The sequence below is a fragment of the Massilia violaceinigra genome, from assembly GCF_002752675.1.
Classification (GTDB): Bacteria; Pseudomonadota; Gammaproteobacteria; order Burkholderiales; family Burkholderiaceae_D; genus Telluria_A; species Telluria_A violaceinigra.
On record NZ_CP024608.1, the window covers coordinates 1,181,727 to 1,206,757 of the forward strand.

Annotated in this window: 24 protein-coding genes; 20 read left to right on the forward strand and 4 right to left on the reverse strand. The window is 65.9% G+C overall.

The genetic code is table 11. From position 1 onward, the window contains the following. The first annotated feature begins 40 nt into the window (after window positions 1-40). Entirely contained in the window at window positions 41-664 is a 624-nt protein-coding gene (gene yfcF, locus CR152_RS05415) for a glutathione transferase (RefSeq protein WP_099874007.1), read from the forward strand. A gap of 72 nt (window positions 665-736) precedes the next feature. After that, entirely contained in the window at window positions 737-1,213 is a 477-nt protein-coding gene (locus CR152_RS05420) for a hypothetical protein (RefSeq protein ID WP_157778332.1), read from the forward strand. On the opposite strand, the gene CR152_RS32685 is transcribed toward CR152_RS05420, so the two are convergent. Beyond that, entirely contained in the window at window positions 1,210-1,350 is a 141-nt protein-coding gene (locus tag CR152_RS32685) for a hypothetical protein (RefSeq protein WP_157778333.1), read from the reverse strand. The genes CR152_RS05420 and CR152_RS32685 overlap by 4 nt on opposite strands. 149 nt (window positions 1,351-1,499) lie before the next feature. Between CR152_RS32685 and CR152_RS05425 the strand changes: the two genes are divergently transcribed. From CR152_RS05425 to CR152_RS05465, 10 genes are all read left to right on the forward strand, one after another. After that, window positions 1,500-2,747, forward strand: a complete 1,248-nt coding sequence (locus CR152_RS05425; RefSeq protein ID WP_099874009.1) for an ABC transporter substrate-binding protein — start codon at window positions 1,500-1,502, stop codon at window positions 2,745-2,747. A 3-nt stretch (window positions 2,748-2,750) separates the two neighbouring features. Next, window positions 2,751-3,629 (forward strand): carbohydrate ABC transporter permease, encoded by an 879-nt coding sequence (locus tag CR152_RS05430; RefSeq protein ID WP_099874010.1) that lies wholly within the window; start codon window positions 2,751-2,753, stop codon window positions 3,627-3,629. Further along, window positions 3,626-4,489 (forward strand): carbohydrate ABC transporter permease, encoded by an 864-nt coding sequence (locus CR152_RS05435; RefSeq protein ID WP_099874011.1) that lies wholly within the window; start codon window positions 3,626-3,628, stop codon window positions 4,487-4,489. The genes CR152_RS05430 and CR152_RS05435 overlap by 4 nt, the downstream gene beginning before the upstream one ends. A gap of 3 nt (window positions 4,490-4,492) precedes the next feature. Further along, window positions 4,493-5,545 carry an ABC transporter ATP-binding protein gene (locus tag CR152_RS05440; RefSeq protein WP_099874012.1) on the forward strand — a complete coding sequence of 351 codons (1,053 nt, stop codon included), beginning with the start codon at window positions 4,493-4,495 and terminating at the stop codon, window positions 5,543-5,545. Window positions 5,546-5,652: 107 nt separating this feature from the next. After that, complete coding sequence (locus CR152_RS05445; RefSeq protein WP_099874013.1) at window positions 5,653-6,675, forward strand: LacI family DNA-binding transcriptional regulator; 1,023 nt, start codon at window positions 5,653-5,655, stop codon at window positions 6,673-6,675. Window positions 6,676-7,062: 387 nt separating this feature from the next. Then, on the forward strand, window positions 7,063-9,549 hold the full coding sequence (locus tag CR152_RS05450) for a glycoside hydrolase family 3 protein (protein WP_099874014.1): 2,487 nt from the start codon (window positions 7,063-7,065) through the stop codon (window positions 9,547-9,549). Beyond that, on the forward strand, window positions 9,546-9,668 hold the full coding sequence (locus tag CR152_RS34625; RefSeq protein ID WP_267876229.1) for a hypothetical protein: 123 nt from the start codon (window positions 9,546-9,548) through the stop codon (window positions 9,666-9,668). The genes CR152_RS05450 and CR152_RS34625 overlap by 4 nt, the downstream gene beginning before the upstream one ends. 198 nt (window positions 9,669-9,866) lie before the next feature. Next, the gene (locus CR152_RS05455) at window positions 9,867-10,628 is read left to right on the forward strand and encodes a DUF4142 domain-containing protein (RefSeq protein ID WP_157778334.1); all 762 of its coding nucleotides are present in this window, start codon (window positions 9,867-9,869) and stop codon (window positions 10,626-10,628) included. A gap of 100 nt (window positions 10,629-10,728) precedes the next feature. Beyond that, window positions 10,729-11,679: an AEC family transporter gene (locus tag CR152_RS05460; RefSeq protein WP_099874016.1), complete on the forward strand. Its 951-nt coding sequence runs from the start codon at window positions 10,729-10,731 to the stop codon at window positions 11,677-11,679. Between the two features lie 95 nt (window positions 11,680-11,774). Then, window positions 11,775-14,621 carry a sensor domain-containing diguanylate cyclase gene (locus CR152_RS05465; RefSeq protein ID WP_099874017.1) on the forward strand — a complete coding sequence of 949 codons (2,847 nt, stop codon included), beginning with the start codon at window positions 11,775-11,777 and terminating at the stop codon, window positions 14,619-14,621. Here the strand turns inward: CR152_RS05465 and CR152_RS05470 are convergent. Both CR152_RS05470 and CR152_RS05475 read right to left on the reverse strand, forming a co-directional pair. Then, window positions 14,618-15,229 (reverse strand): FMN-binding negative transcriptional regulator, encoded by a 612-nt coding sequence (locus CR152_RS05470; protein WP_099874018.1) that lies wholly within the window; start codon window positions 15,227-15,229, stop codon window positions 14,618-14,620. The two genes, CR152_RS05465 and CR152_RS05470, sit on opposite strands and share 4 nt — an antisense overlap. Then, complete coding sequence (locus tag CR152_RS05475) at window positions 15,229-15,693, reverse strand: OsmC family protein (protein ID WP_099874019.1); 465 nt, start codon at window positions 15,691-15,693, stop codon at window positions 15,229-15,231. The genes CR152_RS05470 and CR152_RS05475 overlap by 1 nt, the downstream gene beginning before the upstream one ends. 96 nt (window positions 15,694-15,789) lie before the next feature. Here CR152_RS05475 and pdxR point away from each other — a divergent pair, with 96 nt between their 5' ends. The 6 genes from pdxR to CR152_RS05505 all read left to right on the forward strand — a co-directional run bounded on the left by pdxR (window position 15,790) and on the right by CR152_RS05505 (window position 22,303). Beyond that, entirely contained in the window at window positions 15,790-17,289 is a 1,500-nt protein-coding gene (gene pdxR, locus CR152_RS05480) for a MocR-like pyridoxine biosynthesis transcription factor PdxR (RefSeq protein ID WP_229413282.1), read from the forward strand. A 14-nt stretch (window positions 17,290-17,303) separates the two neighbouring features. Then, window positions 17,304-17,876: a DNA-3-methyladenine glycosylase I gene (locus CR152_RS05485; RefSeq protein ID WP_099874020.1), complete on the forward strand. Its 573-nt coding sequence runs from the start codon at window positions 17,304-17,306 to the stop codon at window positions 17,874-17,876. Beyond that, window positions 17,873-19,513, forward strand: a complete 1,641-nt coding sequence (gene mnmC1, locus CR152_RS05490; protein WP_099874021.1) for an FAD-dependent 5-carboxymethylaminomethyl-2-thiouridine(34) oxidoreductase MnmC1 — start codon at window positions 17,873-17,875, stop codon at window positions 19,511-19,513. Before CR152_RS05485 ends, mnmC1 begins: the two co-directional genes overlap by 4 nt. Window positions 19,514-19,665: 152 nt before the next feature. Next, window positions 19,666-20,313 (forward strand): sensor histidine kinase, encoded by a 648-nt coding sequence (locus CR152_RS05495; RefSeq protein WP_229413283.1) that lies wholly within the window; start codon window positions 19,666-19,668, stop codon window positions 20,311-20,313. Continuing rightward, on the forward strand, window positions 20,310-21,995 hold the full coding sequence (locus CR152_RS05500; RefSeq protein ID WP_099874023.1) for a tetratricopeptide repeat-containing response regulator: 1,686 nt from the start codon (window positions 20,310-20,312) through the stop codon (window positions 21,993-21,995). Before CR152_RS05495 ends, CR152_RS05500 begins: the two co-directional genes overlap by 4 nt. A 92-nt stretch (window positions 21,996-22,087) precedes the next feature. Beyond that, complete coding sequence (locus tag CR152_RS05505; protein WP_099874024.1) at window positions 22,088-22,303, forward strand: hypothetical protein; 216 nt, start codon at window positions 22,088-22,090, stop codon at window positions 22,301-22,303. 52 nt (window positions 22,304-22,355) lie between these two features. On the opposite strand, the gene CR152_RS05510 is transcribed toward CR152_RS05505, so the two are convergent. Continuing rightward, window positions 22,356-23,018 (reverse strand): PhaM family polyhydroxyalkanoate granule multifunctional regulatory protein, encoded by a 663-nt coding sequence (locus CR152_RS05510; protein ID WP_099874025.1) that lies wholly within the window; start codon window positions 23,016-23,018, stop codon window positions 22,356-22,358. A gap of 131 nt (window positions 23,019-23,149) precedes the next feature. On the opposite strand from CR152_RS05510, the gene CR152_RS05515 reads away from it, so the two are divergent. After that, window positions 23,150-24,265 (forward strand): DUF3108 domain-containing protein, encoded by a 1,116-nt coding sequence (locus CR152_RS05515; RefSeq protein WP_099874026.1) that lies wholly within the window; start codon window positions 23,150-23,152, stop codon window positions 24,263-24,265. A gap of 3 nt (window positions 24,266-24,268) precedes the next feature. After that, entirely contained in the window at window positions 24,269-25,024 is a 756-nt protein-coding gene (locus CR152_RS05520) for a DUF3108 domain-containing protein (RefSeq protein ID WP_099874027.1), read from the forward strand. Window positions 25,025-25,031: the final 7 nt, after the last annotated feature.

Consider the following 25,031-nt stretch of genomic DNA (forward strand, 5'->3'; position numbering starts at 1 on the left):
GTTGGCTCGTTGTCTTACTTTTTGCCCACCGGAGCCCATCATGCAAGAGTTGATCCTGTACGTCGATAGCCGTTTCACCAGTCCGTGGGCGATGTCGGTGTTCCAGACCCTGACCGAGAAGCAATTGCCGTTCACCTTGCACACGGTCGACCTGGAGAAGGGCGAGCAGCATCAGGCGCGCTTTCGCGACCTGGGCCTGACCGGACGCGTTCCTCTGTTGGTGCATGGCGAGCTGGTGCTGGCCGAGTCGAGCTCCATCGTCGAGTATCTGGAAGAAGCCTTTCCGCCGCCGGCCTGGCGCGCGGTGCTGCCGGCCGGGCTGGAGCAGCGCGCCCGCGCGCGCCAGGTCCTGGCCTGGCTGCGCAGCGACCTGATGGCCCTGCGCGCCGAGCGCACCACCGAAGTGGTGTTTTGCGCGCCGACGGCCACGCCGCTGACGGCGGCCGGGCAAGCCGCGGCCGAGCGCCTGATCGGCATCGCCGAGCGCCTGGTGACGGGCGAGCACCTGTTCGGCGAGTGGTGCATCGCCGACAGCGAGCTGGCGCTGGTGCTCAACCGGCTGATTTTGAACGGCGACCCGGTGCCGGAACGCCTCAAGACCTACGCCGCGGCGCAGTGGCAGCGCGACAGCGTGCGCCAGTGGGTGGCCAAGCCGCGCGGCTGACCCGGGGAACTCGGAGGCAAGGATTGCGCTGAATTCCATCGGGCTGTATATTGTTGCCGAAAGGGAGCAGCAATGGAAGAGCGACGCAAGAATCATGCAATGGCCGCGACGGTGGAGAAGGCAATCCTTCTCAAGGACACCGTATCGGTTCACCAAGCCGCAATTTACCTGGCCTCAGGCGGCGTGCCGCTCGATGTGACGGGACGCGTCCTCACGACCCCGTACCGGCGCGGCATGGTGCGCTCCGGGGTCAGCGACGAGGCCTACACCACGCTGCCGGCAACCCCGGCAGCGCCGCCCGTACGCGTGCCCGCCACTGCTCCCGCGGCCGCGCCTGCAGCTGCTCCCGCACCTGCCTCCGCCGCCGCGCCAGCACCTGTACCGCCAGCGCTTGCGCAGTCGGCCGCTCCGGCGCTGCCGCAGCCCTTGCGCGATGCCGAGGCTGTGCAGGATACGGTCACGGTGCCGCAGATGGTGCCGGGCACGCCGCCGGCTGTGCGTTCGTCCTGGCGCGACATCATCCATTCCGCCGGACCCACATTCCGCTAGCGCCCGGCCGGTTTTCCCGGCCGGCTGTTGTGAAACGTTAACAAAATAGCGGTGATTTTCACCGTCCGTACCTGATCCTGCCGCTCATCGAGCGCCGCCGCCGGTGACTGCCGCGCCATCTTTTCACGATGGTTCATACCGCATCCCGGGCGACGCCATGGCGCGCGCTGTTAACTCGTTGACACCTAAAATCGATGGGTGTTATATTCGTGTGCTTGCGATGGTAACGTTTCCAATCCGACGTTGCCCCGGCGAGCGGACACAGATCCGCACACAAGGAGACAGGATGCACAGAGCACACAAGCTGGCGCTGGCGGCAGCGCTGGCGCTTGGCTGCGCCACGGCGCACGCGGTCGGACCTCAAGCCGAACGGCCAAAAGCGGAGGTGATTCACTGGTGGACCTCGGGCGGCGAATCGGCCGCCGTCAAGACCATCGCCGACGCCTACCGCGCCGCCGGCGGGGCCTGGATCGATACTGCCGTCGCCGGCAACGAGCAGGCCCGCGCGGTGGCGGTCAACCGCATCGTCGGCGGCAATCCGCCCGCCGCCGCCCAGTTCAACGCCTCCATGCAGTTCCTCGACCTGGTCGAACAGGGCATGCTCAATCACGTCGATGACATCGCCGCGAAAGAGCGCTGGGACACGACCCTGCCGGCCCCGATCCGCGACGTCATCAAGGTCAAGGGCCATTACTACGCGGTGCCGCTGAACGTGCACATGCCGACCTGGATCTGGTATTCCAAGGCTGCCTTCAAAAAAGCCGGCATTGCCAAAGAGCCGGCCACGATGGACGAACTGTTCGCCGCGCTCGACAAGCTCAAAGCCGCCGGGTTGATTGCGCTGGCGCACGGCGGCCAGTCGTGGCAGGAGAATATCGTGTTCATGGCGGTGCTGGCCAATGTGGGCGGCAAGGACCTGTACCTGAGCGTATTTCGCGACCGCGACCCGCGCGCGATCGCGTCCGAACCGTTCAGGCAGGTGCTGCTGGCGTTCAAGCGCCTCAAATCCTATGTCGATCCGGGCTCGCCCGGGCGCAACTGGAACGACGCCACCGCGCTGCTGGTGAACGGCAAGGCCGGCGTGCAGATCATGGGCGACTGGGTCAAGGGCGAATTGAATGCCGCCAGACTCACCGCCGGCAATCAATACGGCTGCATCACCGGCTTCGGCGCGCGGGCACCGTTCCTGATCCAGGGTGACGCTTTCATCTTCCCCAAGAGCGCCAACGCCGACACCATCAAGGCCCAGAAGCTGCTGGCCGGCGTGATGGTGGCGCCGGCCACGGTGGCCGCCTTCAACCGGATCAAAGGTTCGCTGCCGGTGCGCGCCGACCTCGATGCCTCCGCGCTCGACGCCTGCGCCCAGGCCGCGCTGGCGGTGATGAAAGACCGCACGCGCCACGTCGGCAACGGCGAGGTGTACCTCACGCCCGACCAGAACGGTGCGCTGGTCGATGTGCTGACCGCGTACTGGAACACTGCCATGCCGGTCGAAAAGGCGCAGAAGAATATCGCCGCCGCCCTGAAAGGCTGACCGATGCGCATCCGCCACCCGCTGCGCCAGGTCATTCCCTTTGCCGCGCTGCTGCCGATGGCGCTGACGGTGATCGTCGGCTATCTCGGCACGGTCCTCTGGTCGCTCAGGATTTCGCTGACCAACTCGCGCAGCTTCCCGTCCGATACCTTTGTCGGCATGGCGCAGTACACGCGCCTGTTCGAGAACGAACGCTGGCTGCTGTCGCTGCATAACCTGGCGCTGTACGGCGTGCTGTTCATCGGCGCCTGTCTGGTGATCGGCTTTCTGCTGGCTGTGTTCATCGACCAGAATGTGACCGGCGAAGGCGTGCTGCGCACGATCTTTTTATATCCGTATGCGATGTCGTTCGTGGCCACGGGCCTGGTGTGGCAGTGGATGCTTACGCCCGGCAACGGCATCGAGCAGGCGGCGCACCAGTTCGGGTTTGCGGGCTTTTCGTTCGACTGGATCGTCGACCAGGACATGGTCATCTACACGGTCGTCATCGCCACCGTGTGGCAGGCGTCCGGTCTGGTGATGGCGATGATGCTGGCCGGCCTGCGCGGCATCGACGGCGAAATCTGGAAGGCCGCGCGGCTCGACGGCATTCCGACCTGGCGCGTGTACCTGTCGATCGTGCTGCCGATGATGTGGCCGACCATTGCCACCGTGCTGCTGCTGCTCTCGACCGCCGTGGTCAAGCTGTTCGACGCGGTCGTCGCCATGACCCAGGGCGGTCCCGGCACGGCCAGCGAAGTGCCGGCCAAGTTCATCATGGATCACCTGTTCGGCCGCGCCAACATCGCCCTGGCTTCGGCCGGCGCGGTGGTGCTGCTGGTGCCGGTGCTGGCCATGCTGGCGCCGTACGCCTATGCGCGCAGCCGCAAGGGGCGCGCATGAAGCGCCGTTCCTACTTCAATCCGGCGCGCATCGGCATCTACGCTTTCCTGATCAGCGCCGCGCTGTTCTTCCTGCTGCCGCTGTACGTGATGCTGGTCACCTCGGTCAAGCCGATGGAGGAAATCCGGCTCGGGAACATCTTCGCGCTGCCGCTGCAGATCACGCTCGAACCCTGGCGCGACGCCTGGAGCGGCGCCTGCACCGGCGCTTCGTGCGAAGGCATCCGCGGCGGCTTCTGGAATTCGGTGGCGATCACCGTGCCGAGCACCATTTTGCCAATCCTGATCGGTGCCCTGAACGGCTACGCGCTGTCGTTCTGGAAGCCGCGCGGCGCGTCAACGCTCTTCGGGATCCTGATGGTGGGCGCCTTCATTCCGCTGCAGGTGATGATCTATCCGCTGGTGCGGGTGCTGGCCACCTTCGGCCTGTTCGGGTCCCTGGCGGGCATCGTGCTGGTGCACATGATCTTCGCCATGCCGGTCATGACGCTGCTGTTCCGGAACTACTACGCGGCCATTCCGCACGAATTGTTCCAGGCCGCGCGCATCGACGGCGGTGGCTTCTTTCGCATCTTTATCCACGTGATGCTGCCGATGTCGCTGCCGATCATCGTGGTGGCCGCGATCATGCAGGTGACCGGCGTGTGGAACGACTACATCCTGGGACTGGTGTTCGCGGGGCGCGACAACGCGCCGATGACGGTGCAGCTCAATAACGTGATCAACACCACCACCGGCACGCGCCTGTACAACGTCAACATGGCCGCCACCATCCTCACATCGCTGGTGCCGCTGGCGATCTATTTCATTTCAGGGCGCTGGTTCGTGCGCGGAATCGCCGCCGGCGCGGTAAAAGGGTAATCAATGTCGAATGTCTGTGTCCGCAAGCTGTGCATCACCCTGGGTGGCAACGAGATTATCAAGGACCTCGACCTGGCGGTGGAGGAGGGCGAATTCCTGGTGCTGCTGGGGCCTTCCGGCTGCGGCAAATCGACCCTGTTGCACAGCATCGCCGGGCTGATCGAAGTCAGCGCCGGCACGGTGGAAATCGGCGGCGAGGACATGACCTTCGCCGACCCGAGCGAGCGCCATATCGGCATGGTGTTCCAGTCGTACGCGCTGTATCCGACCATGACGGTGGAGAAAAACATGTCCTTCGGTCTGCGCATCAACGGCACGCCCAAGGCGGAGATTGCGCGCCGCATCGCACGTGCCGCCGGGATGCTGCACCTCGAACCCCTGCTGTCGCGCAAACCGGCGCAGCTCTCGGGCGGTCAGCGCCAGCGCGTGGCGATCGGGCGCGCGCTGGTGCGCGAAGCGGGCGTGTTCCTGTTCGACGAACCGCTCTCGAACCTGGACGCCAAGCTGCGCGCCGAACTGCGGCGCGAACTCAAGCTGCTGCACCAGACGCTGCGCTCGACCATGATCTACGTGACCCACGACCAGGTCGAGGCGATGACCCTGGCCACCCGCATCGTGGTCATGCGGGCCGGTAAAATCCAGCAGATCGGCGCGCCGGCGGACGTGTACGAGCGTCCCGCGAACCTGTTCGTGGCCGGTTTTCTCGGTTCGCCATCGATGAACTTCATCGATGGCGCGATCGATGCCGACGGCTGCTTTGCCGGCAACGGCTTTCGCCTGGAAGGCGGCACCGCCGGCGCGGCGGCCGGCCTGGCGCTGGTCCTCGGGATTCGTCCCGAGCATATCCGCATCGCCGACGATGGCGCGCTCGAAGGCACGGTGGCGCTGGTCGAACCGATGGGCAACCACCAGATCGTGTGGATCGCCACCGCCGGCCAGCAGCTCTCGGCCATCGTCAACGACACGCGCGTGTTCGCGCTGGGCGAGACGGTGCGTTTCGCGGTCGACGCGGCGCGCGTGTCGCTGTTCGACAAGGCCACCGAGCAGCGCCTGTGAACGGCGCGCCGCTACTTTGTCTGGAAAGGGACGCGCCGGGCATGCATAATTCGCGGTTTGCGGTATGCTTCCGCTGTATTTACTAATCTGACCGATCAAAGGAAGTCGTGGCCAATATCAAAGACGTAGCACGCCTTGCCGGCGTAGGCCTGGGAACCGCGTCGCGCGTGGTCAGCGGCAAGGGCTCGGTCTCGCCCGCGACGCTCGAACGGGTCAAAAAAGCCATCGCGGAACTCGATTTCCGCCCGTCGCACGCGGCGCGCTCGCTGCTGTCCGGGACGTCGCAGATGATCGGCGTGTACATCCCCGTCCTCAAGGGCACCTTCTACACCCCGATCCTGCAGTCGATCGACACCGCGCTGCGCGCCGCCGGCCTGCACATGGTGGTGGCGTTCGGGGTCGGCTCGGGCGATGCGCGGCGCCAGGCCATCGAAGGCATCGATTTTTTGATGGAGCGCGGCTGCGATGGCCTGATTCTGCTGACCAATCACCTGTCGGACGAGGACATCGCCGCGCTGGGACCGAAGCAGTCGCGCGTGGTGGTGCTGAACCACTGCTTCGCCAGCATTGCCGAGCAGTGCTTCTCGGCCGACCATACCGAGGGCGGCATCGCGGCGGCGCGCGCGCTGCTGGAGCACCGGCACCGCAAGATCGCCGTGATCGCGGGGCCATCGACCTCGCCCGACAACGTCGACCGTATCGCCGGCTTCATGGGCGAGCTTGAGCGCAACGGCATCAATACCGAAAAAATGTGGGTGGCCGAGAGCGATTTTTCGCCCGAAGGCGGATGGGCCGCGGCGGCCGAGCTGGTGGCCTCGGGCCACAAGTTCACGGCGCTGTTTTGCGCCAATGACGAAATGGCGGTCGGCGCGCTGTCGTACTTCCAGGACGTGGGGCTGTCGGTGCCGGGCGACGTGTCGGTGCTCGGTTACGACGATACGCCGAGTGCGCAGTTCTCCGCGCCGCGCCTGACCTCCGTGCACATTCCATGGCGCGACGTGACCCTGAGCGGGCTCAATGCGCTGCTCAACCGCTGCTACGGCAGCGCGCATCCGGTGGAGCGCGATTTCCCGATCAGCGTGACCGTGCGCGCCTCCCTGGGCAAGCCGGCCAAGCGCCGCGCGGAGTAGGGGGCGGCGGCTGCGCCGCTTAACCTCCACGCCGCCACTACAACCACCGCCACTACCGTCGTTCCTGCCATTGGCAGAAACGACTTCCCGCGCCAAGGCGGCACTCGGCGGGAACCCAAGTTTATTGAGTCGCCGGTAGCTGCGCTACGAACTTGGGTTCCCGCCTGCGCGGGAACGACGGTGTTGGTGTGAACGACGGTGATGGTGCGAACGACGGTGATGGTGGCCGAAATGACGTGGATTTACGCAATCTTATGATTGACAAAATTTCTTCATCGTCGCACTATTGCCCTTCGGTTGGGAGCGTTTCCAACTTGTGGCAGCAGCAGATCGGACCCTGACAGCGGTTTTCACCGGCGGGGATTTTCACTTTTTCGCACTGATACCATGATCAAGAATTCCTGTCTTATCGCAGCCGTCGCGCTGCTGCACGCCAGCCACGCCGGCGCCGCTCCTCAAACCCTGACCGAGTGGCCGCGCCTACGCAGCGCCATCGCTGCCGACGCCGCGCTCGAAGCCAAGGTCGCCGGCATCGTGGCCGGCATGACCTTGGCGCAGAAGATCGGCCAGATGACCCAGCCCGAAATCAAGGCCATCACGCCGGACCAGGTGCGCGAGTTCTACATCGGCTCCGTCTTGAATGGCGGCGGCAGCTGGCCGAACGGGAACAAGTACGCCACCCCGGCCCACTGGGTTGCGCTGGCCGACAGGTTTTACGACGCATCGATGAGCACCGACATGAAAGTGAAAGTGCCGGTCATCTGGGGCATCGACGCCATGCACGGCAACAGCAATGTGTATGGCGCCACCCTGTTCCCGCACAATATCGGCCTGGGTGCGGCCCACAACAAGAAGCTCGCGCTGCAGATGGGCGAGGCGGTCGGCAAGGCGGTGCGCGCGACCGGCATCAACTGGGTGTTCGCGCCTACCTTGGCGGTCACGCGCGACGACCGCTGGGGGCGCACCTACGAGAGCTTTTCGGAAGATCCGGCGCTGGTGAACAGCTACGCCGCCGAATACGTGCGCGGCATGCAGGGCAAGTTCCGCGACGACGCCAACGTGGTCGCCACGGCCAAGCACTTCATGGGCGACGGCGGCACCGACCAGGGCAAGGACCAGGGCATCACCAAGGCCACTCCCGCACAGATGATGAACATCCACGGCGCCGGCTACTACAGCGCCCTGCAAGCCGGCGCCCAGACGGTGATGGCGTCGTTTAACAGCTGGGACGATGTCTCATCCGGCAAGGACTACGGCAAGGTCCATGGCAGCCGCGAGCTGCTGACCGATATCCTCAAGACCAAAATGGGCTTCGACGGCCTGGTGGTGAGCGACTGGGACGGCATCGGCCAGGTGAAGGGCTGCCGCAACGACAGCTGCGCGCAGGCGATCAACGCCGGCATCGACCTGGTGATGGTGCCGAACGACTGGAAAGCCTTCATCGCCAACACCATCAAGCAGGTGGAAGCGGGCGAGATTCCGATGGCGCGCATCGACGATGCCGTCACCCGCATCCTGCGCGTGAAGCTGCGCGCGGGTCTGTTCGGACAAAAGCCGTCGGCCGGCAAGTACGCCGGCAAGCCGGAAGCGCTGCAGGCGCGCGCACTGGCGCGCCAGATGGTGCGCGAATCGCTGGTGCTGCTCAAGAACGACCGCGGCACGCTGCCTCTCGCACGTGGCAAGAAGATCCTGGTGGTCGGTAAAAGCGCCGACGACCTGTCGCTGCAGACGGGCGGCTGGTCGCTGACGTGGCAGGGCACCGATAACAAGAACAGCGACTTCCCGAACGGCGAAACCATCCTGGCGGGCATCAAGGACGCCGCCGGCGCCGCCAACGTGACCTACAGCGCCACCGGCGAAGGCGTCGACGTGGCAGCGTTCGATACCGTGGTGGCGGTGATCGGCGAAACGCCGTACGCGGAGTTCGGCGGCGACATCGGCCCATCCGGCACCCTGCGCCACAGCGGCCGCCATCCGGAAGACCTGGCCGTGCTCAAAGCCGTCGCCGGCAAGGGCAAGCCGGTGGTGACGGTGCTGGTGTCGGGCCGCGCGCTGTACACGAATGACCTGATGAATTTGTCCGACAGTTTTGTCGCCGCCTGGCTGCCTGGCTCGGAAGGCAAGGGCGTGGCCGATGTGCTGTTCAAGGGCGCGCATGGTTTCAAGGGCAAGCTGTCGTTCTCGTGGCCCAAGTCGATCTGCCAGGCGACCGTGAACGTGGGCGACGCCGATTACGCGCCGCTGTTCAAGACCGGTTACGGCCTGACCTACGCCAGTAAGCAAAAGGTCGGTCAGCTCGACGCCACGTACGCCGATGGCGGCTGCGGCGTGACCAATCTGTACCCGGTATTTAACCAGTCGGACCGCGCCACCTGGCCGCTGTACGTGGTGGTGGGCGACAAGCGCAGCGCGCTCGGCGCCGATTTGAACAACGCGTTCACCCAGCCCGGCGTGAAGATCGAGACCTCGCAGGTGAACACCCAGCAGGATGCCAAGAACGTGACCTGGAGCGGCCCTGCGCGCCTCGAAGCGCACGGTGCCAGGGCGGTGGCGCTGCCGGCCTTCGCCAGCAAGGATGGCGCGCTGCAGTTCGATACGATCGTCAACAGCGCGCCGGCCGGCAAGGTATTGGTGTCGATGAACGGCGCCGCGCTCGACCTGACGACGGTATTCAAGGGGCTGGTGGGCAAGGCCAAGCAGACCGTCAGGATTCCGCTGGCCTGCTTCACGGCCAAGGGCGCCGACCTGGCCAAAGTGGAAACGCCGTTCGCGGTGGCCAGCGACGCTGCTTTCAGCGCGGCCTTTGCCAATATCGAGGTGGCCGGCGGAGCTGCGCTCGAGAAGGATGCGCTCAAGTGCGCGGACCTGAAATGAGTGCTGGCGCGTCCCTGAGTGATCGGCCGCGCCTTCCGGCCGACGTGGGCGGCACCAACGCCCGCTTCGCGCTGGAGACGGCGCCGCGCGTGTTCGATGCGGTTCAGGTGCTGTCCTGACGCCGGGATGTACCAGCGCTGATCTTGTATCGGCCAGTTCAGCACCGCCGCTTGCCGGCGGTGTTTTCATTTGGGGATGCCGTTCGTCATCGTCGACATTCGGACGACGCTGAGGTGAACTTGCGGGGCCGGCGCGCTGTCAAAAAGTGACAAGTGCTCGTGCGCGAGCTTCAATCCCAACCTCATCAGGAGATCGACATGCTCAACAAGAAACCAGTAAAACGAATGCGCGGCGCTGGCCTCGCAGCAGTGCTGTGCGCCGCGCTGGCGGTTCAGGCCCAGACGGGCGGAACGCAGCAGTCTGGCAGTCAGGGCAGCACCGGACAAAGCGGGACCGGACAGAGTGGCACGGGGCAAAGCGGAACGGCGCAGGGCGGCACCGGGCAAAGCGGCACCGGGACGACCGGCGCACAGAGTACGAGCGGTCAGAGCGCGACCCAGGGCAGCACCGCCAGCGGCACCGGTGGCGCCGCGACCGTGAGCAGCACGGACCGCAAGATTGTCACCGACCTGGCCATGGCGAATATGTCCGAAATCGAGGCGGCCCGTACCGCACAGAGCAAGAGCCAGGACGACAAAATCAAGAAGTATGCGCAGCAAATGATCGACGACCATACCAAGGCGCTGAGCGAGGTGCAGCAACTGGCGCAGACCAAGGGCATCACCTTGCCATCCACGCTGGACCGCGCGCACAAGGCCAAGGCCGACAAGCTGGCCGCGCTCTCGGGCGATGCGTTCGACCGCGCCTACATGGCGCAGGCGGGCGTGGCCGAGCACAAGAAAACCCACAGCATGCTGACGAGGGCACAGGGCCGCGCCAAGGATGCCGATATCAAGGCGCTGGTGACGCGCATGACGCCAACCGTGGACCAGCATCTGAATGCGGCACAGGAACTGCACGGCAACAAGAACAACGCCAAGGGAAGCTCGGGCACGGCCACGGAGAAATCCGGCCAGTAGCCAGCAGGCAAGGCAGGCAAATCCTGGGCGCCGGGCTGTCGATGGCGCCGGCGGGAGGGTCGCGAGCGCGAGCTGAGCGGTCACGCTACAATGACCGTTCATGCTCGCGATCCTCGCCATCACCTTCCCGTTTTTCGCATTGGTCCTGTGCGGCTACCTTGCCGTGCGGCGCCATATGCTGCCGCAACTGGCCATTCCGGGCCTGAACAGCTTTGTCCTGTATTTTGCCTTGCCGTGCCTGCTGTACCGCTTCGGCTCGACCACGCCGCTGACCCAGCTGCTCGACGCCGGGCTGTTCGGCGTCTACCTGCTGTGTGCGCTGGCGACAGTGGGCCTGGCCATGCTGGTCACGTTGCGCCGCGCCGGCTGGAACGATGGCGCCTTCGGGGCGCTGGTCGCCGCCTTTCCCAACACCGGCTTCATGGGTGTGCCGCTGCTGCTGGCACTGCTCGGGCCACGCTCGTCGGGTCCGGTGATCGTGGCGCTGGTGGTCGATCTGGTGATCACGACGTCGCTGTGCATCGCCCTGTCGCGCCTCGGGCCGGCAGGTGGGCAGAGTAGCGCGGCGGCCCTGCGCAACGCCCTGGCCGGCATGCTGCGCAACCCCATGCCGTGGTCGATCCTGCTCGGCGCGCTGGCGTCCGGCGTGGGGCTGGTATTGCCCGCGCCGCTGATGAACACCATCAGCCTGCTGGCCGACGCCGCCTCGCCCGTGGCCCTGTTCACCATCGGTGCGGTGCTGGCGCGCTCGCAGATGAACGCCAGCGGCGCCACCGCGCTGACCGATTTTGTCCCGATTGCCCTGATCAAGCTGCTGATCCACCCGCTGCTGCTGCTCGCCATCGGCCATGCCGCCATCGGCCTGGGCATTCCCATCGATCCGTCCGCCCTGACTGCGCTGGTGCTGGTCGCCTGCCTGCCCAGTGCCAGCAACGTGGCGCTGCTGACCGAGCGCTTCGGCGCCGACACGGGCAGGGTGGCGCGCATCATCCTGGTGTCGACCGCGTTGTCTTTCCTGAGCTTTTCGGCGGCCGTCTCGTTGCTGATATGAAACATTTCCGACTTCTGGTAGCCTGTTTGTGAAATAATAAAGGGCATGTCCCATCGACGGTGTGGCGGCAAATTCGGGGGTTTCGATTGCTAGAAATGTTTGCAGTGGACCAGGATCTGACGCAGCTGGAAGAGGAGCTTTCTTCCCAGTACGGCGTCGCGCGCCTGAAGCCGATGCTGGCGCTGGCCTGGCATTTGCGCCAGCGCGATCCGGCTCGCGCCCGCGCGCTGTCGGTCGACGCCGCGCCGCTGTTGATGCTGCTGCCCGAATCCGAACGCCGCCTGGAACAGGCGCGCTGCCAGCTGATCGATGGCGAAGCGGCCTGGCTGGCCGGCCATCTGGACGCCGCGCGCGCGCTGGCGGACGACGCCTGGGCCGAATTCCACCGCCAGGACAATTCCATCGGCAGCGCCGACGCGCGCTGGCTGCGCGCCTGGATCGAGGTCGATCGCGGCAATGCCGCCGCCAGCGATGCCGAACTGGTGGGCGCCGCGCATGACGTCTGGCGTGCCGGCGACCGCCTGCGCGCCGACGTGATCGACGCCGCCGCCGCCCTGTTCGCGGTGTTCCGCAATCTGCAATCGGCCAATGAGCGCTGGGGCAAGCGTTTCGACCCGGCCGAAATAGGCCTGCACCCGGCCGCCGCCGGATGGATCAACGATTATCTCGGCACCGCGGCTTTTCAGGCCAGCGACTTCGGGCGCGCCATCGGCCTGTTGATGAATACTTTCGAGGCGGCGCTGGCCACCGGCCAGGTGCGGCGCGCGATCAACGTCGCCACCAATATCGGCAATGCCTTCACCAGCCTCAATGCGCACCACGCCGCCCTCGAATGGATGCAGCGCGGGCTGGATCTGGCGCGTCCGACCGGCTGGCCGATGAGCATTGGCCTGGCGCTGATGCAGACCGCCGAAACGCTGCGCCAGCTGGGCCAGCGCGAAGCGGCGCTGGAACTGCTGCACGAAGCGCTGGCCACGCTCGCACCCATGTCCGGATCGCGCGCCTACGCCATCGCGCTCGAATACGAGGGCGACCTTGCGCTCGACGGCGGCGACTATGCGGCGGCGCTGGCAAGCTTCGCGCGCCTGGAAGCGCGCGGCGAAGCGCTGCACCAGGCCGACTTCCAGAGCGGCGCGCGGCGCGGCCAGGCGCATGCGCTGTCGCACATGAACCGCCCGCTCGAGGCGCTCGACAAGGCCGCGGCGGCGCTGGCGCTGGCGCGCGAACACGGCGACGCCTACAACCAGATCGCCGCGCTCAAGGTGCTGGCCGAGATCCACGCGCGCCACCGCTTGGCCGATCCCGCGCCGCTGGAAGCGCCCAGTCCCGCGCTGCACTACCTGAAGCAGGCCATGGCGGTGGCGGCCACCATCGACGGCTACACCGTGCCGGGCGACCTGTACGACGCGGTGGCGCGCGAGTACGCCAGCGTCGGCGACTATCCCCAGGCCTACGAGATCGCGCTGCGCGCAGGCGCCGCGCGCGACAAGACCCACAGCCAGGAGGCGACCAACCGCGCCGTCGCGATGCAGGTGCAGTACCAGACCGAGCGCGCCAAGACCGAAGGCGAGCATCACCGCCAGCTCGCCGCGGCCGAAGCCAAGCGCGCCGAGGTACTGCAGCAGACCAGCGCCACGCTCGAACATCTGTCGGCCATCGGGCAGGAGATCACCACCCATCTCGACGCCGCCGCCGTGTTCCGCGCGCTCGACCGCCACGTGCACGGCCTGCTAGACGCCACCCACTTTTCCATTTTCCTGATCGACGCGGACGGCAGCTCGCTGCGCTGCGCGTTCGGCGTGGAAGCGGGCAAGCCGCTGCCGGCCACGCGCTATTCGCTCACCGACGAACATGCCAATTCGGCGCGCTGCGTGCGCGAGCGGCGCGAGATCCTGCTCGACCTCAATGCCGGCGACGACATGCCGAACCTGATCCCGGGTACCTTGCCGACACTGAGCCTGCTGTTTGCGCCGCTGCTGATCGGCGAGCGGGTGCTGGGCGTGATGACGGTGCAGTCGCTGCAGGCCAACGCCTACCGCGAACGCGAGCGGCTGATTTTTCGCACCCTGTGCGCGTACGGCGCCATCGCCCTCGATAACGCCGGCGCCTATCTGCAGGTGGCGGCCACCCTCAAGGCCCTGAGCGCGACCCAGGCGCAGCTTCTGGACAAGAACGTCGAACTGGAACAGGCCTACAAGGCGCTGGAAGAGGTGAGCCTGACCGACCAGCTGACCGGACTGCGTAACCGCCGCTTCTTCCTGCAGCATGTCGACGCCGACGTGGTCATGAGCCTGCGCGGCTATGACGACCCGCTGCGCAACAGCGCGCCGGAACGCGAAAATGCGCCGGGCAAGGACCTGGTGTTTTTCATGGTCGACCTGGATCACTTCAAGGAAGTCAATGACCGGCATGGTCACGCCGCCGGCGACGCGGTGCTGGTGCAGATGCAGGAGCGATTGCGTGAAGTGTTCCGCGAGTCCGACTATCTGATTCGCTGGGGCGGCGAAGAATTCCTGGTGCTGGCGCGCGCGACCCATCGGGATGACGCGAAAGTGGTGGCGGAGCGCATCCGCGAGGCGGTTGCCAATCGCGACTTCGTGCTGCCCGACGGGACGACGCTGCGCAAGACCTGCTCGATCGGATTTGCGTGCTTTCCGTTCGTGCCGGAAGAGCCGCGCCTGTTGTCGTGGTCCGAAGTGGTGGAGCTGGCCGACCAGGGCCTGTACTTGGTCAAGCGCTCGGGGCGCAATGCCTGGGCCGGCATCTACAGTACGCCCGAGGCGCGGCACGACGGCGTGTTCTCGCGCCTGATTCACCATCTTGAGCAGGCGCTGGCCGACGGCGAGGCGCGGCTGGTGACCAACATCGACGAGGTGCAGGTTGCCGCAGGCGCCAAGACACGGCGCCTGGTGCTCGCTTCCGACAAAGTGACGCCGCGCTAGGCCGAGCGTCGCTGCATCGCTTGCGCCATCGGCGCATCCATGGCCGACTCGATCGTGCGCTGGTCGTTCTGCGATCGGTTCTGGCTCACCTTCCATTTGCCGTGCATGCGCTCGACCGGAATTTCGATCCCGACGATCATCGTCACCAGCCGGTCGATGAAGTCGGACGGTGCGTCCTCCAGCGACCATGGCGCCGCCTGCGCCGCTTCGTGGCGCGCGGTGAGGCGGCCGAGCAGTGCGAGTATCCACGCCGGGTCTTCGATGGCGCGCAGCGTGCCATGTGCGTGCACCACGGCGTAGTTGTAGGTCGGGACCACTTTGCCGTTGATCTTCTTGTCTTCGTACAGCGCGGGCGTGATGTAGGCCGACGGCCCCTGGAACACCACCAGCGTCTCGCCTTCATGGCGCCAGAGCGGATTGGCGCGGGCGACGTGGGCGCGCAGGATGCCGAACGGCGCGTTCTCATCGCCGGCATCGATCTCGAACGGAATGTGATTGGCGTCCAAACCGCCGTCGCCGTGCGTGATGATGGTGCCCAGCGGGTGCGCGTCGATCAGGCCGTGCAGCAGCGATGGACGGATTTCGTCGAAGGCGGAAGGTCCGTACATTAAGCACTCCCTTCGATGACCACGTCGGCCTTGATCGAGTTGGCGATGTAACACTGCGCGTGGGCGGCGTGGTGAAGGGCGTCGAGTTGGGCGGCGTCGGGGCGCGTGCCGTCGGCGAAGGTGATCGCGGGACGCAGCACGATTTTTGTCATCGCCATCTTGCCGTCCGCGTTTTGGTCCATGGTGCCGAGGGCATGGTCGCGATAGTCGTCCACCACGTGGCCGGCGCGCGCCGCCAGCGAGAGGAAGAACAGCATGTGGCAGCTCGATACCGACGCGACCAGCGCTTCTTCCGGATCGACGGCGGCCGGGTCGGACATCGGCAGCGCTACGGACAGCGGCGATGACGAGGCGGGTACGCGCAGGCCGCCATCGAACGACCACGCGTGCGCGCGGCTGTAGCGGTTGTCCAGGAAGGGCTGCGCACCGCGCTGCCAGACCAGTTGTGCTTCGAATTGCTGCATCTTGCTTGGCTCCGGAGGGTGATTGGACACGACGTGTCCATCCGCTTATCTTATGCGCCGGTTTGGCTTGCTCAAATATCCAATTCACGCGATTATATGAAGACCAATTACTGGATAGCCATGCTCGTTACCGATATCCTCGCCGCCTTGCCCCTCGCGCGCGGCACGCCCGACCCTTTGTTCCGCCAGCTCTACGCGCAGATCAAGGAAGCCATCCTGCGCGGCACGCTCAGCGCCGGCATGCAGCTGCCGCCCACGCGCGAACTGGCGCGCCTGCTCGCGGTCTCGCGCCAGACGGTCCTCAACGCCTACGACCAGCTCAGCGCCGAGGGCTATCTCCATGGCGCCGTCGGCAAGGGCACCTTCATCAGCGACCATCTGGCACAGGCCGCGCCCGGGCCGGAAGCCACGCACGCCCCGATGCGCCCCCTGTCCGCGCGCGGCGATGCCTACGCCACGGCCATGGAAAGCGTCGGCTTCCACCAGGGGAAACTGCGTCCATTCCGGGTCAGCATGCCGTCCCTCGACCTGTTTCCGTTCGATGTGTGGAGCCGGTTGGAGGGGCGGCGCTGGCGCCATCCCGACCATCACATGGGCTACAGCGACCCGGCCGGCTACGCGCCGCTGCGCGAGCTGCTGTGCGTTTACCTGCGCGCTTCGCGCGGCGTGACCTGCACGCCGGAACAGGTGATCATCACCTCCGGCTCGCAACAGGGCCTGTTTTTGCTGTCGCAACTGCTGCTCGACCCCGGCGACCAGGTATGGGTGGAGTCGCCCGGCTACCAGGGCGCCAGCGCGCCGCTGTTCGCCGCCGGCGCGAATGTGTGCACGGTGCCCGTGAACGCAGACGGCATGGATGTCGCCTACGGCATGGCACAGTATCCGGACGCAAAAATGGTGCTGGCCACGCCCTCGCACCAGCTGCCGCTCGGCGTGACCATGAGTTTGCAGCGCCGCCTGGAGCTGCTGCGCTGGGCCACCGCCAAACGCGCCTGGATCATCGAGGACGATTACGACAGCGAGTACCGCTACACCGGCCCGCCGCTGGCGTCCCTGCAAAGCCTGGACCGCGCCGGCTGCGTGCTGTACGTCGGCACCTTGTCGAAGGTACTGTTCCCCGGCCTGCGCCTCGGGTACATCGTGGCGCCGCCGGCGCTGGTCGAAGCGGTGGTGCGCGCCAAGGCCGTGATGGACCGCCACACCGCCATCGTGCCGCAGATGGTGCTGGCCGACTTCATGGCCGACGGTCATTTCGGCCGTCACATCCGGCGTACCCGCGACGCGTATGCCGAACGGCGCGCGGCGCTGCTGGCCGCGATCGAGGCGCGCATGGGCGAGCAGGTGACAGTCGGCCCGTCCGACGCCGGCCTTGATCTGGCCGTGCATTTCCGGCGCGGCCACGATGAAGCCACGGTCGTGGCGCACGCGCTGGAGCAGGGCATCGAAACGCGCGCGCTGGACTATTATGCCAACCGCATGGCCACGCCCGCGTGCGCATTCGCCCCCGGCTTGCTGCTCGGGTTTTCGTCGCTGACGACAGCGCAGATCGTGCACGGTATCGACGTGCTGGCGAAGGTGCTGAAACGCGCGCCTTGAACTATACTGACATCATGACTATTGAACGCTGCTCCTGGGCCAACCCCGCCAATCAACGCTATCTCGATTACCACGACCATGAGTGGGGCGTGCCTTGCCACGACGAGAACACGCTGTTTGAAATGCTCAATCTCGAAGGCGCGCAGGCGGGCTTGAGCTGGGAGACGATCTTGAACAAGCGCGATACCTACCGCCTCGCTTTCGACAACTGGGACGCCGAAAAAATCGCCCGCTACGATGCCGCCAAGGTGGCCGAGCTGCTGGCCAATCCCGGCATCGTGCGCAACAAGCTCAAGGTGGCCGCCGCCATCACCAACGCCCAGGCTTACCTGCGCTTGCGCGCCGAGGGCAGCACGCTCGATCAATACCTGTGGAGTTTTGTCGACGGCGAACCGATCGTCAACCACTACAGCGCTGACGAGCGCTCGCCGGCCAAGACCGAGCTGTCGGACCGCCTGTCCAAGGACCTGCTCAAACGCGGCTTCAAGTTTGTCGGCTCGACCATCGTGTACGCGTACATGCAGGGCATCGGCATGATCGACGACCATTCGGCCACCTGCTTTCGCCACGCGCAGCGGATCGCATGAACTGGCAGACCACCTGGAGCGAGCGCGCCCACTTCGTCATTTTCGATGCCGCTTATGGCGACGGCGCGGCCTTTCAAAAGACGCTGCACGCCTGGCGCAACGATCCGCAGCGGCCCGCGCGCCTGCATTACATTGCGCTGGCAAATGAAGCACTGCCCGGCTATCGGCGCATTCCGCAAATTGAAGACGCGGTGACGCTCGACCTGCTCACCGCGCCGCTCGACACTGCCCTCGAACAACTGACCGCGCGCCTGGATGCCATCTGGCTGCACGACATTGGCGACGCCGGCCCCCGCTTTGCGCACGCGCTGGGCAAACTGGCCGAACCCGGCGCGCTGCTCGACGCCGACGGCCTCACGCACACGCAGATGGCGACCCTGGCGCGCGCCGGCTTTGCCTGGGAACCCGGCGTGCAGCGCGCGGTCTATGCCAGCCGCCGTCCCCAAGCCGGGCCGGCAGCACCGCGCGCGCGCCGCGCCATCGTGATCGGTGCGGGCCTGGCCGGCGCGGCAGCCTGCGAGCGCCTGTGCGCGCGCGGCTGGCAGGTGACGCTGATCGAACGCCACGCGCAGCCGGCGCGTGAAGCGTCCGGCAACCTGGCCGGCATCACCATGCCGCTGCTTTCAAAAGACGATAATCTCATGACGCGCCTGTCGCGCGCCGCCTTCCTGTATGCGCAAGCCTACTGGGACCGCATTGGCGAGAACGGCATCGACAGCGCGCGTTGCGGCGTGCTGCAACTGGCGCGCGACGCCGCGCATGCCGACGTGCAGCGCGCCATCGCGGCAAGCCACGCCTACCCCGCCGATTTCGCCGAATGGCTGGAAGCGCCGGCCGCGGGCGAGCTGCTTGGCGCACCCGCGCCCGATGGCGCCTGGCTGTTCCGCCAGGGCGGCTGGATACGGCCCGCCAGCGCCTGCGGCGCCATGCTTACCGCCTGCGGCGAGGCGCTGGTGCGGCACTTCGGCGCCGGCACCGTGACCTTGGAAAAGCGCGGCGCCGACTGGTGCGCCATCGACGCCGCCGGCGAGGTGCTGGCGCAAGCGCCGGTGGTGGTGCTGGCCAACGGCACCGGCGCGGCCGACGTGGCGTTCGCCGCCGGCCTGCCTTTGTCCCCCGTGCGTGGCCAGGTGACCCACCTGGCCCAGGGCGCCGCGCCGGCGCTGCCCTTCGTGCTGTGCCGCGAAGCCTATCTGACGCCGGCCGTGGGCGGCATGCACAGCCTGGGCGCGAGCTACGACGACGATGCCGACCCGGCCCTGCGCCAGAGCAGCCAGGACGAGAACCTGGCAAAGATCCGCACCATGCTGGGCGATCCGGCGCTTGGACGCGACGCGCCGCTGCAGGGGAGGGTCGGCTTTCGCTGCGTGGCGCCGGACCGCATGCCGCTGGTGGGCGCCTTGCCGGACCCCGACGCGGCGGGCCGCATCGAACGCCTGCGCGACGTGCCGCGCCACGCCGGCGTGTATGGCCTGCTCGGCTACGCTTCGCGCGGCCTGACCTGGGCACCGCTGGCGGCCGAACTGCTGGCCGCGCAGCTTAACGGCGAGCCCTTGCCGCTGGAGGCCGACCTGGTCGCGGCGCTCGATCCGGCCCGTTTCCTGCTGCGCGAACGGCGCCGTGGCGAGGTAGGATAGCGAACCGGGCACGGTGTCATCCGGTTATAATTGGCATGCAGCAACTCTTTTGCAACTGATCGCCGCGCCCAGCGTGGCTGGAGCCGAGCACGATGGACGATGCGCCCGAGTCGAACGAGCTGTTTCTGTTTCTTGCGTCCACTGCGCACGATATGAAAAACTCTGTCAGCGTGCTGAGCGGCACGCTGGAGACCTTGCTTGCCAACGCCGCGCCCGGCACGGAGACGGCCTATCCGCAGATGGCGCACATGCTGTACCAGACCAAGCGCCTGAACGACAACCTGATCCAGCTGCTGGCCCTGTACAAGCAGGTCGGCAAACCCGCTTATCCCTTCGACATGCAGCCGCTGGCGATGGGCGACCTGGTGGCGCAGGTGGCGGGCGCCAGCCGCATCCTGCTCGACTCGCGCCATATCAAGCTGGAAACGAGTGCCGATCCGGACCTGGTCTGGCATGTGGACGAAGATCTGATCGTCGGCGTGCTCGGCCATGCGATCAACAATGCCATCCATTACACCAAAGACACGATCCGCCTCGTCATCGGCGTGGTCGACGGCGACCTCGAGATCCGGATCGAAGACAACGGCGCCGGCTACTCGGCCGCCATGCTGGAGGCCGGCGTATCGGCCACGCTTGGTGCCAGGGCGGGCGTGAATTTTTTGACCAACAGCACCGGCCTGGGTCTGTATTTCTCCAGCGAAGTGGCCAAGATGCACAAGCACCGCCAGCGCGCGGGCCGCCTGCGCCTGGAAAACGGCGGCACTTACGGCGGCGCCTGCTTCGTGCTGAGCCTGCCATGATCGTCGATCCCAAGCCGACCGCCAACCTGGCCACCAGCATCCAGCTGGTCGACTGGGCCGGCAAGAATTACCTGGTGGTGGACGACTTCATCGGGATCCGCCAGTTGCTGCGCGAAAGCTTGCGCAACCTGGGCGCCAAGAATATCGACCAGGCATCGAGCGGCGGCGAAGCTATCGCCATGCTGGCGCGCATCCGCTACGACGTGGTGCTGTGCGATTACAACCTGGGCGAGGGCAAGAACGGCCAGCAAGTGCTGGAAGAGGCGCGCGTACGCAATTTGCTGCTGCCGAGCAGCGTCTGGCTGATGGTGTCGGCCGAGAAGGGCATCGAATCGGTCATGGGCGCGGCCGAGCATCAGCCCGACGCCTACCTGATCAAGCCGATCACCGAGGGCGTGCTGCTGACCCGCCTGAACCGCGTGTGGCAGAAGAAACAAGTGTTCAAGCAGATCGACCAGGCTTTTGCCGAAAAGGATTACCTGCGCGCGGCCAAGATGTGCGACAGCCAGATCGTGGCCAGCAAGGTGCATGAAATGGAATTGCTGCGCATGAAGGCGCGCCTGATGCTCAAGAGCGGCGAGCCGGAAAAGGCGCGCGAAACCTACGAGCGCGTGCTGCAGGAGCGCGATTATCAATGGGCCAAGGCGGGCCTGGCCAAGATCCGCATGGCCAACGGCGAATACGAGCAGGCGCGCCAGATGTTCCAGGGCGTGATCGCCGAAAACCGCTACTACATCGACGCTTACGATCAGTTGGCGCTCACTTACCAGGGCATGGGGCAGCACGAGGAAGCCTGCGCCGTGCTCGAGCGCGCGGCCAAGCTGTCGCCCAATTCGGTGATGCGGCAGCGTTCGCTGGGGCAGGTGTCGCTCAAGCTCGGCAATGTGGCGATGGCTGAAAAAGCATTCCGCAAGTGCATTTCAATCGGCGAATATTCGGTCATGAAAACGGTCGACGCTTATCTGGGCCTGGCGCGGGTCTGCGGACTCAAGCACGACACCAAGGAAGCGATGCAATTGCTGGTGCTGGCCCAGCGCGAGTTTCCCGGCGAACAAATCCAACTCCGCAGCAAGATTACCGAGGGCATGGTCTACCACGAGAGCGGCGACTTCCAGCGCGCGCGCAAGGCCGGCGACGAGCTCGACGAGATGCTCATCGGCAGTTCCGAGCGTCCCGATACGCCCACTTGCCTGGAACTGGCGACCTTGCTGTTTTTCGTCGGGCACCGCGAGTCGCCTGTCGAGCTGCTGTGCTATGTGATCAAGAACAATCACGACAACCTGCAATTGCTCGACGACGTACAGAAAATCTTTGACCACGTCCATATGGGCGACGAGGGGCTGGCGCTGATCCGCTCGTCGAGGAAGGAAGCGAGCGACCTGATGAATCAGGGCGTGTCGTTATGGAAAACCGGCAAGCTGCCCGAGGCCGTGGCCTGGATGCGCAGCGCGCGCATGAGCTTGCCCAACAACCTGCGCATCCTGTTCAACTCGGCGCAGATCCTGATTTCGCACATGCAGCAGCTCGGCTATGACCCCGCCCTGGCGGCCGAAGCGACCGAGGTGTTGCTGCACGTGGACAAAATCCTGCCCGGGCAACAGCGCTTCGCCCAGCTCATGGAACAGCTCGCCGCACTGGCGCCGGGAGCGGGCGCTGAGGCCGATGGCGTTGACCCAGGCTGAGCCGTTTGCACGTTTGCGCTTGTCCCCACGCTTGCTGGTGATAAACTGATCACTGCGCGGAAGTTTCCGCATACAACAAGAAAGGGACGTACATGCGCGACATCGCAAATGAAGTCTATGAAAAAATGCGTGTAGGCAGCAGTGCATGGATACGGCCAGTGGCCGCCAAGGGCGATACCGTGCCCTCGTTCCAGGCTGTGCATGAGCAAGTCAAACAGATGGCGGAAGATGGTTTGATTACCATCTCGACCATCAAACGCCAGGAAGACGGCCTGATCGACGCGATCCGGATTCAGCGTCTGGCGTAGGCAACTGCTGTAACTGGGCAGCCGCTGCCGCCCCTTCGGGCGGCGTGCCCTGTCAGGCGCCGGTTTTCGGCTTGGCGCGCCGGGTTGCGGCCTTGGCCTCACTCTCCGGCTCGCCCTGGCTCGCGTTGGCCGCGTCCGCTGCCGACGGCCGCGCCGCGGACGGCGCCGCGTTCCCGGCAGCGTCTCCCGCCTTCTCCGTGCCCGCCTCGGGCGTCATTGCAGTGGTCACCGCCTGATTAAATTGTTCCTGGAGCATGTTCCACCACGCTACGGGATTGCTCATCGCGTTCGCCGGTGGCGCGTCTTTCTGCTCTTTGGCTGGCTCGGGCGCAGGCGCCTTGGCGGGGGCCGGCTGGGTGAAAAATGCCGACGCGAACGGCGCCGCCGCCAGCACCGATTTCTCATCCGCACCAGGTTGCTTGACGGCAGCCGCCAAGGTCGCGCCCATCGATTTCAGGGTGGCGATCGTACCGCGCTGCACTTCCATGGTTTGGATGGTGCCGCGCAGCATGGACACATTGATGTTGAGCCAGGCTTCGACGGCTTTCAGGTCGGCGATTTTCTTGTCCAGCTCGTCGAGCGAGACAGGCGGCATGGCCATATTGGGGAAAGACATCCCCGGCACGGCCATGCTACCCCACAAATTCTTGACGAAGTCCAGCGTGTCGGTCACGGCGCCGACACCGGGGATGTTGGGCATGGGTGGTTTCAGCATGGAAGTCTCCGTAAAGTAGAAGCTTGAGCGTAGCAGATAATTAACATCCCATCAAAGTATGTTGTGCGAGCAGCAAAGCGCGCACTGCTTGGTATCAGCGGGAAAAGCGCCAGACACGTTAAACTGTGGCCATGACGATCGCATCCTTTCTCTCCCGACGACGCCGCGCGCTGGCGATCGGCACGGCGACAGTGCTGCTGCATTATCTGGCGATCAGTTTTGTCGGTGCGCGTATCGGTCCGGCGCCGGCCACTGCGCCGGACCCGGAACCGGTCACCATCGTCGCCCAGTTGCACGCGCCGGCGCCGGTGGCAGCGCCCTTGCCGCCACCGAAGCCGACACCGAAGCCAGCTGCCGCGCGGCCGCGTGCGCCGGCCAGGAGCACGCCCGTACCGGCCGCGCCCGTCGCCGAGGTGAACAGCGAGGCCGAGGCTGGCGGCGCGGGCGATGCCGCCGATGCGGCGCCGGCGCCCGTTCAAGCGAGCGTTGCCGAGGTGGCGCCCGCCGTGGAATTGGCGCCCGAGCCGCCGCCCGTGGCAGAAGCGGCACCGGCGGAACCGGTCAAGCCGGCGCTCAAGGTCAGCCTGCCGCCATCGGCCGAGCTGAACTTCGACGTGGCGCGCACCGACCGCGACGGCGGCACCTGGTCCGGCCTGTCGACCATATCGTGGAAGCAAGCGGGCGGCGCCTACAAGCTGTCCATGGAAGCGAGCGTGAGCGTGCTGGTCGCGCGCGTGAACCTGGTGCTGCTCACCAGCGAAGGCACGGTCGGCGCGGACGGCATCGTGCCGCGCACCGCCACCGAAAAGCGGCGCGGCAAGACCCAGACGGCCACCCATTTCGGCGGGGCGGACGGCAAGATTACCTTTTCCGCCTCCGAGCGCAGCTATCCGATGGTGGCCGGGGCCCAGGACAAGGCCAGCTTCCTGCTGCAGCTGGCCGCCATCGGACGGGCCGACAGCGCCCAGCTGGCCAGCGGCGTCGAGCTGTTCGTGGGCGAGGAAAAGGATGCCAACCCGTTCGGCTTCGTGCTGGTCGGGAAGGAAGAAATCGATACCCGGATGGGGCGGATGGCGACCTGGCACGTCGCGCGGCCGCCGCGCCCGGGGGCCTATAACTCACGACTGGACATCTGGCTGGCACCGGCACACAACTGGTATCCGGTGCAGATCCGCAATACCGAGTCGAACGGCTCGGTCACGACCCAGACCATCCGCAAGATTCTCATCACCGATTCAGGAAACTAAACTATGCGACCTACACTATTGACACATCTGTTGGGCGGCGCCGTACTGGCCGGTACCTTCTCCGGCGCCAGCGTATTTGCGGGCGAACATGAGGCGCAGCTGCGTCCGGTCAACATGCCGCCATCGGCCGACCTGCACTACACGCTCAAGGCGCGCCAGAAAGGGCTGAGCCTGAGCGGCGAAGCCCAGGTGGCCTGGCGCGCGGGCGAGGGCAAGTACAGCCTCGTCACTGAAACGAAAGCCCAGATGCTCGGCAAGATCCTCGACAGCCGCAGCGAAGGCAAGATCGATAACTACGGCATCGCGCCGGATCAGTTCGTGGAGAAGCGCTACCGCAAGGAAGCCACCACGGCCACCTTCGACCGCGCCGCCAAGATCCTCAGTTTTAGCGCGGGCAAGGAAACCTATCCCTTGCTCGGCGGCGAGCAGGACCGCAGCAGCGCGCAGTGGCAACTGGCGGCGCTGGCGCGCGCCCAGCCGGACAAATTCACGCCGGGTTCGGAATGGCGCCTGTTCGTGGCCGGGCGCAAGGATGCGCAGCCGTGGTCGTTCAAGGTGGTCAAGCGCGAAAAGATCGCGACCGGGCTGGGCGAAGTCGAGGCGGTGCACCTGATCAAGGCGCCGCCGCCGGGTGCCAAGGACCAGGCCATCGACCTGTGGCTGGCGCCGGCGCACGACTGGTATCCGGTGCAATTGCGCTACAGCGATGAAGAAGGCGAGTTCATCGAGCAGACGGTCGACAAGATCAGCAAGAAATAAGCGTTGC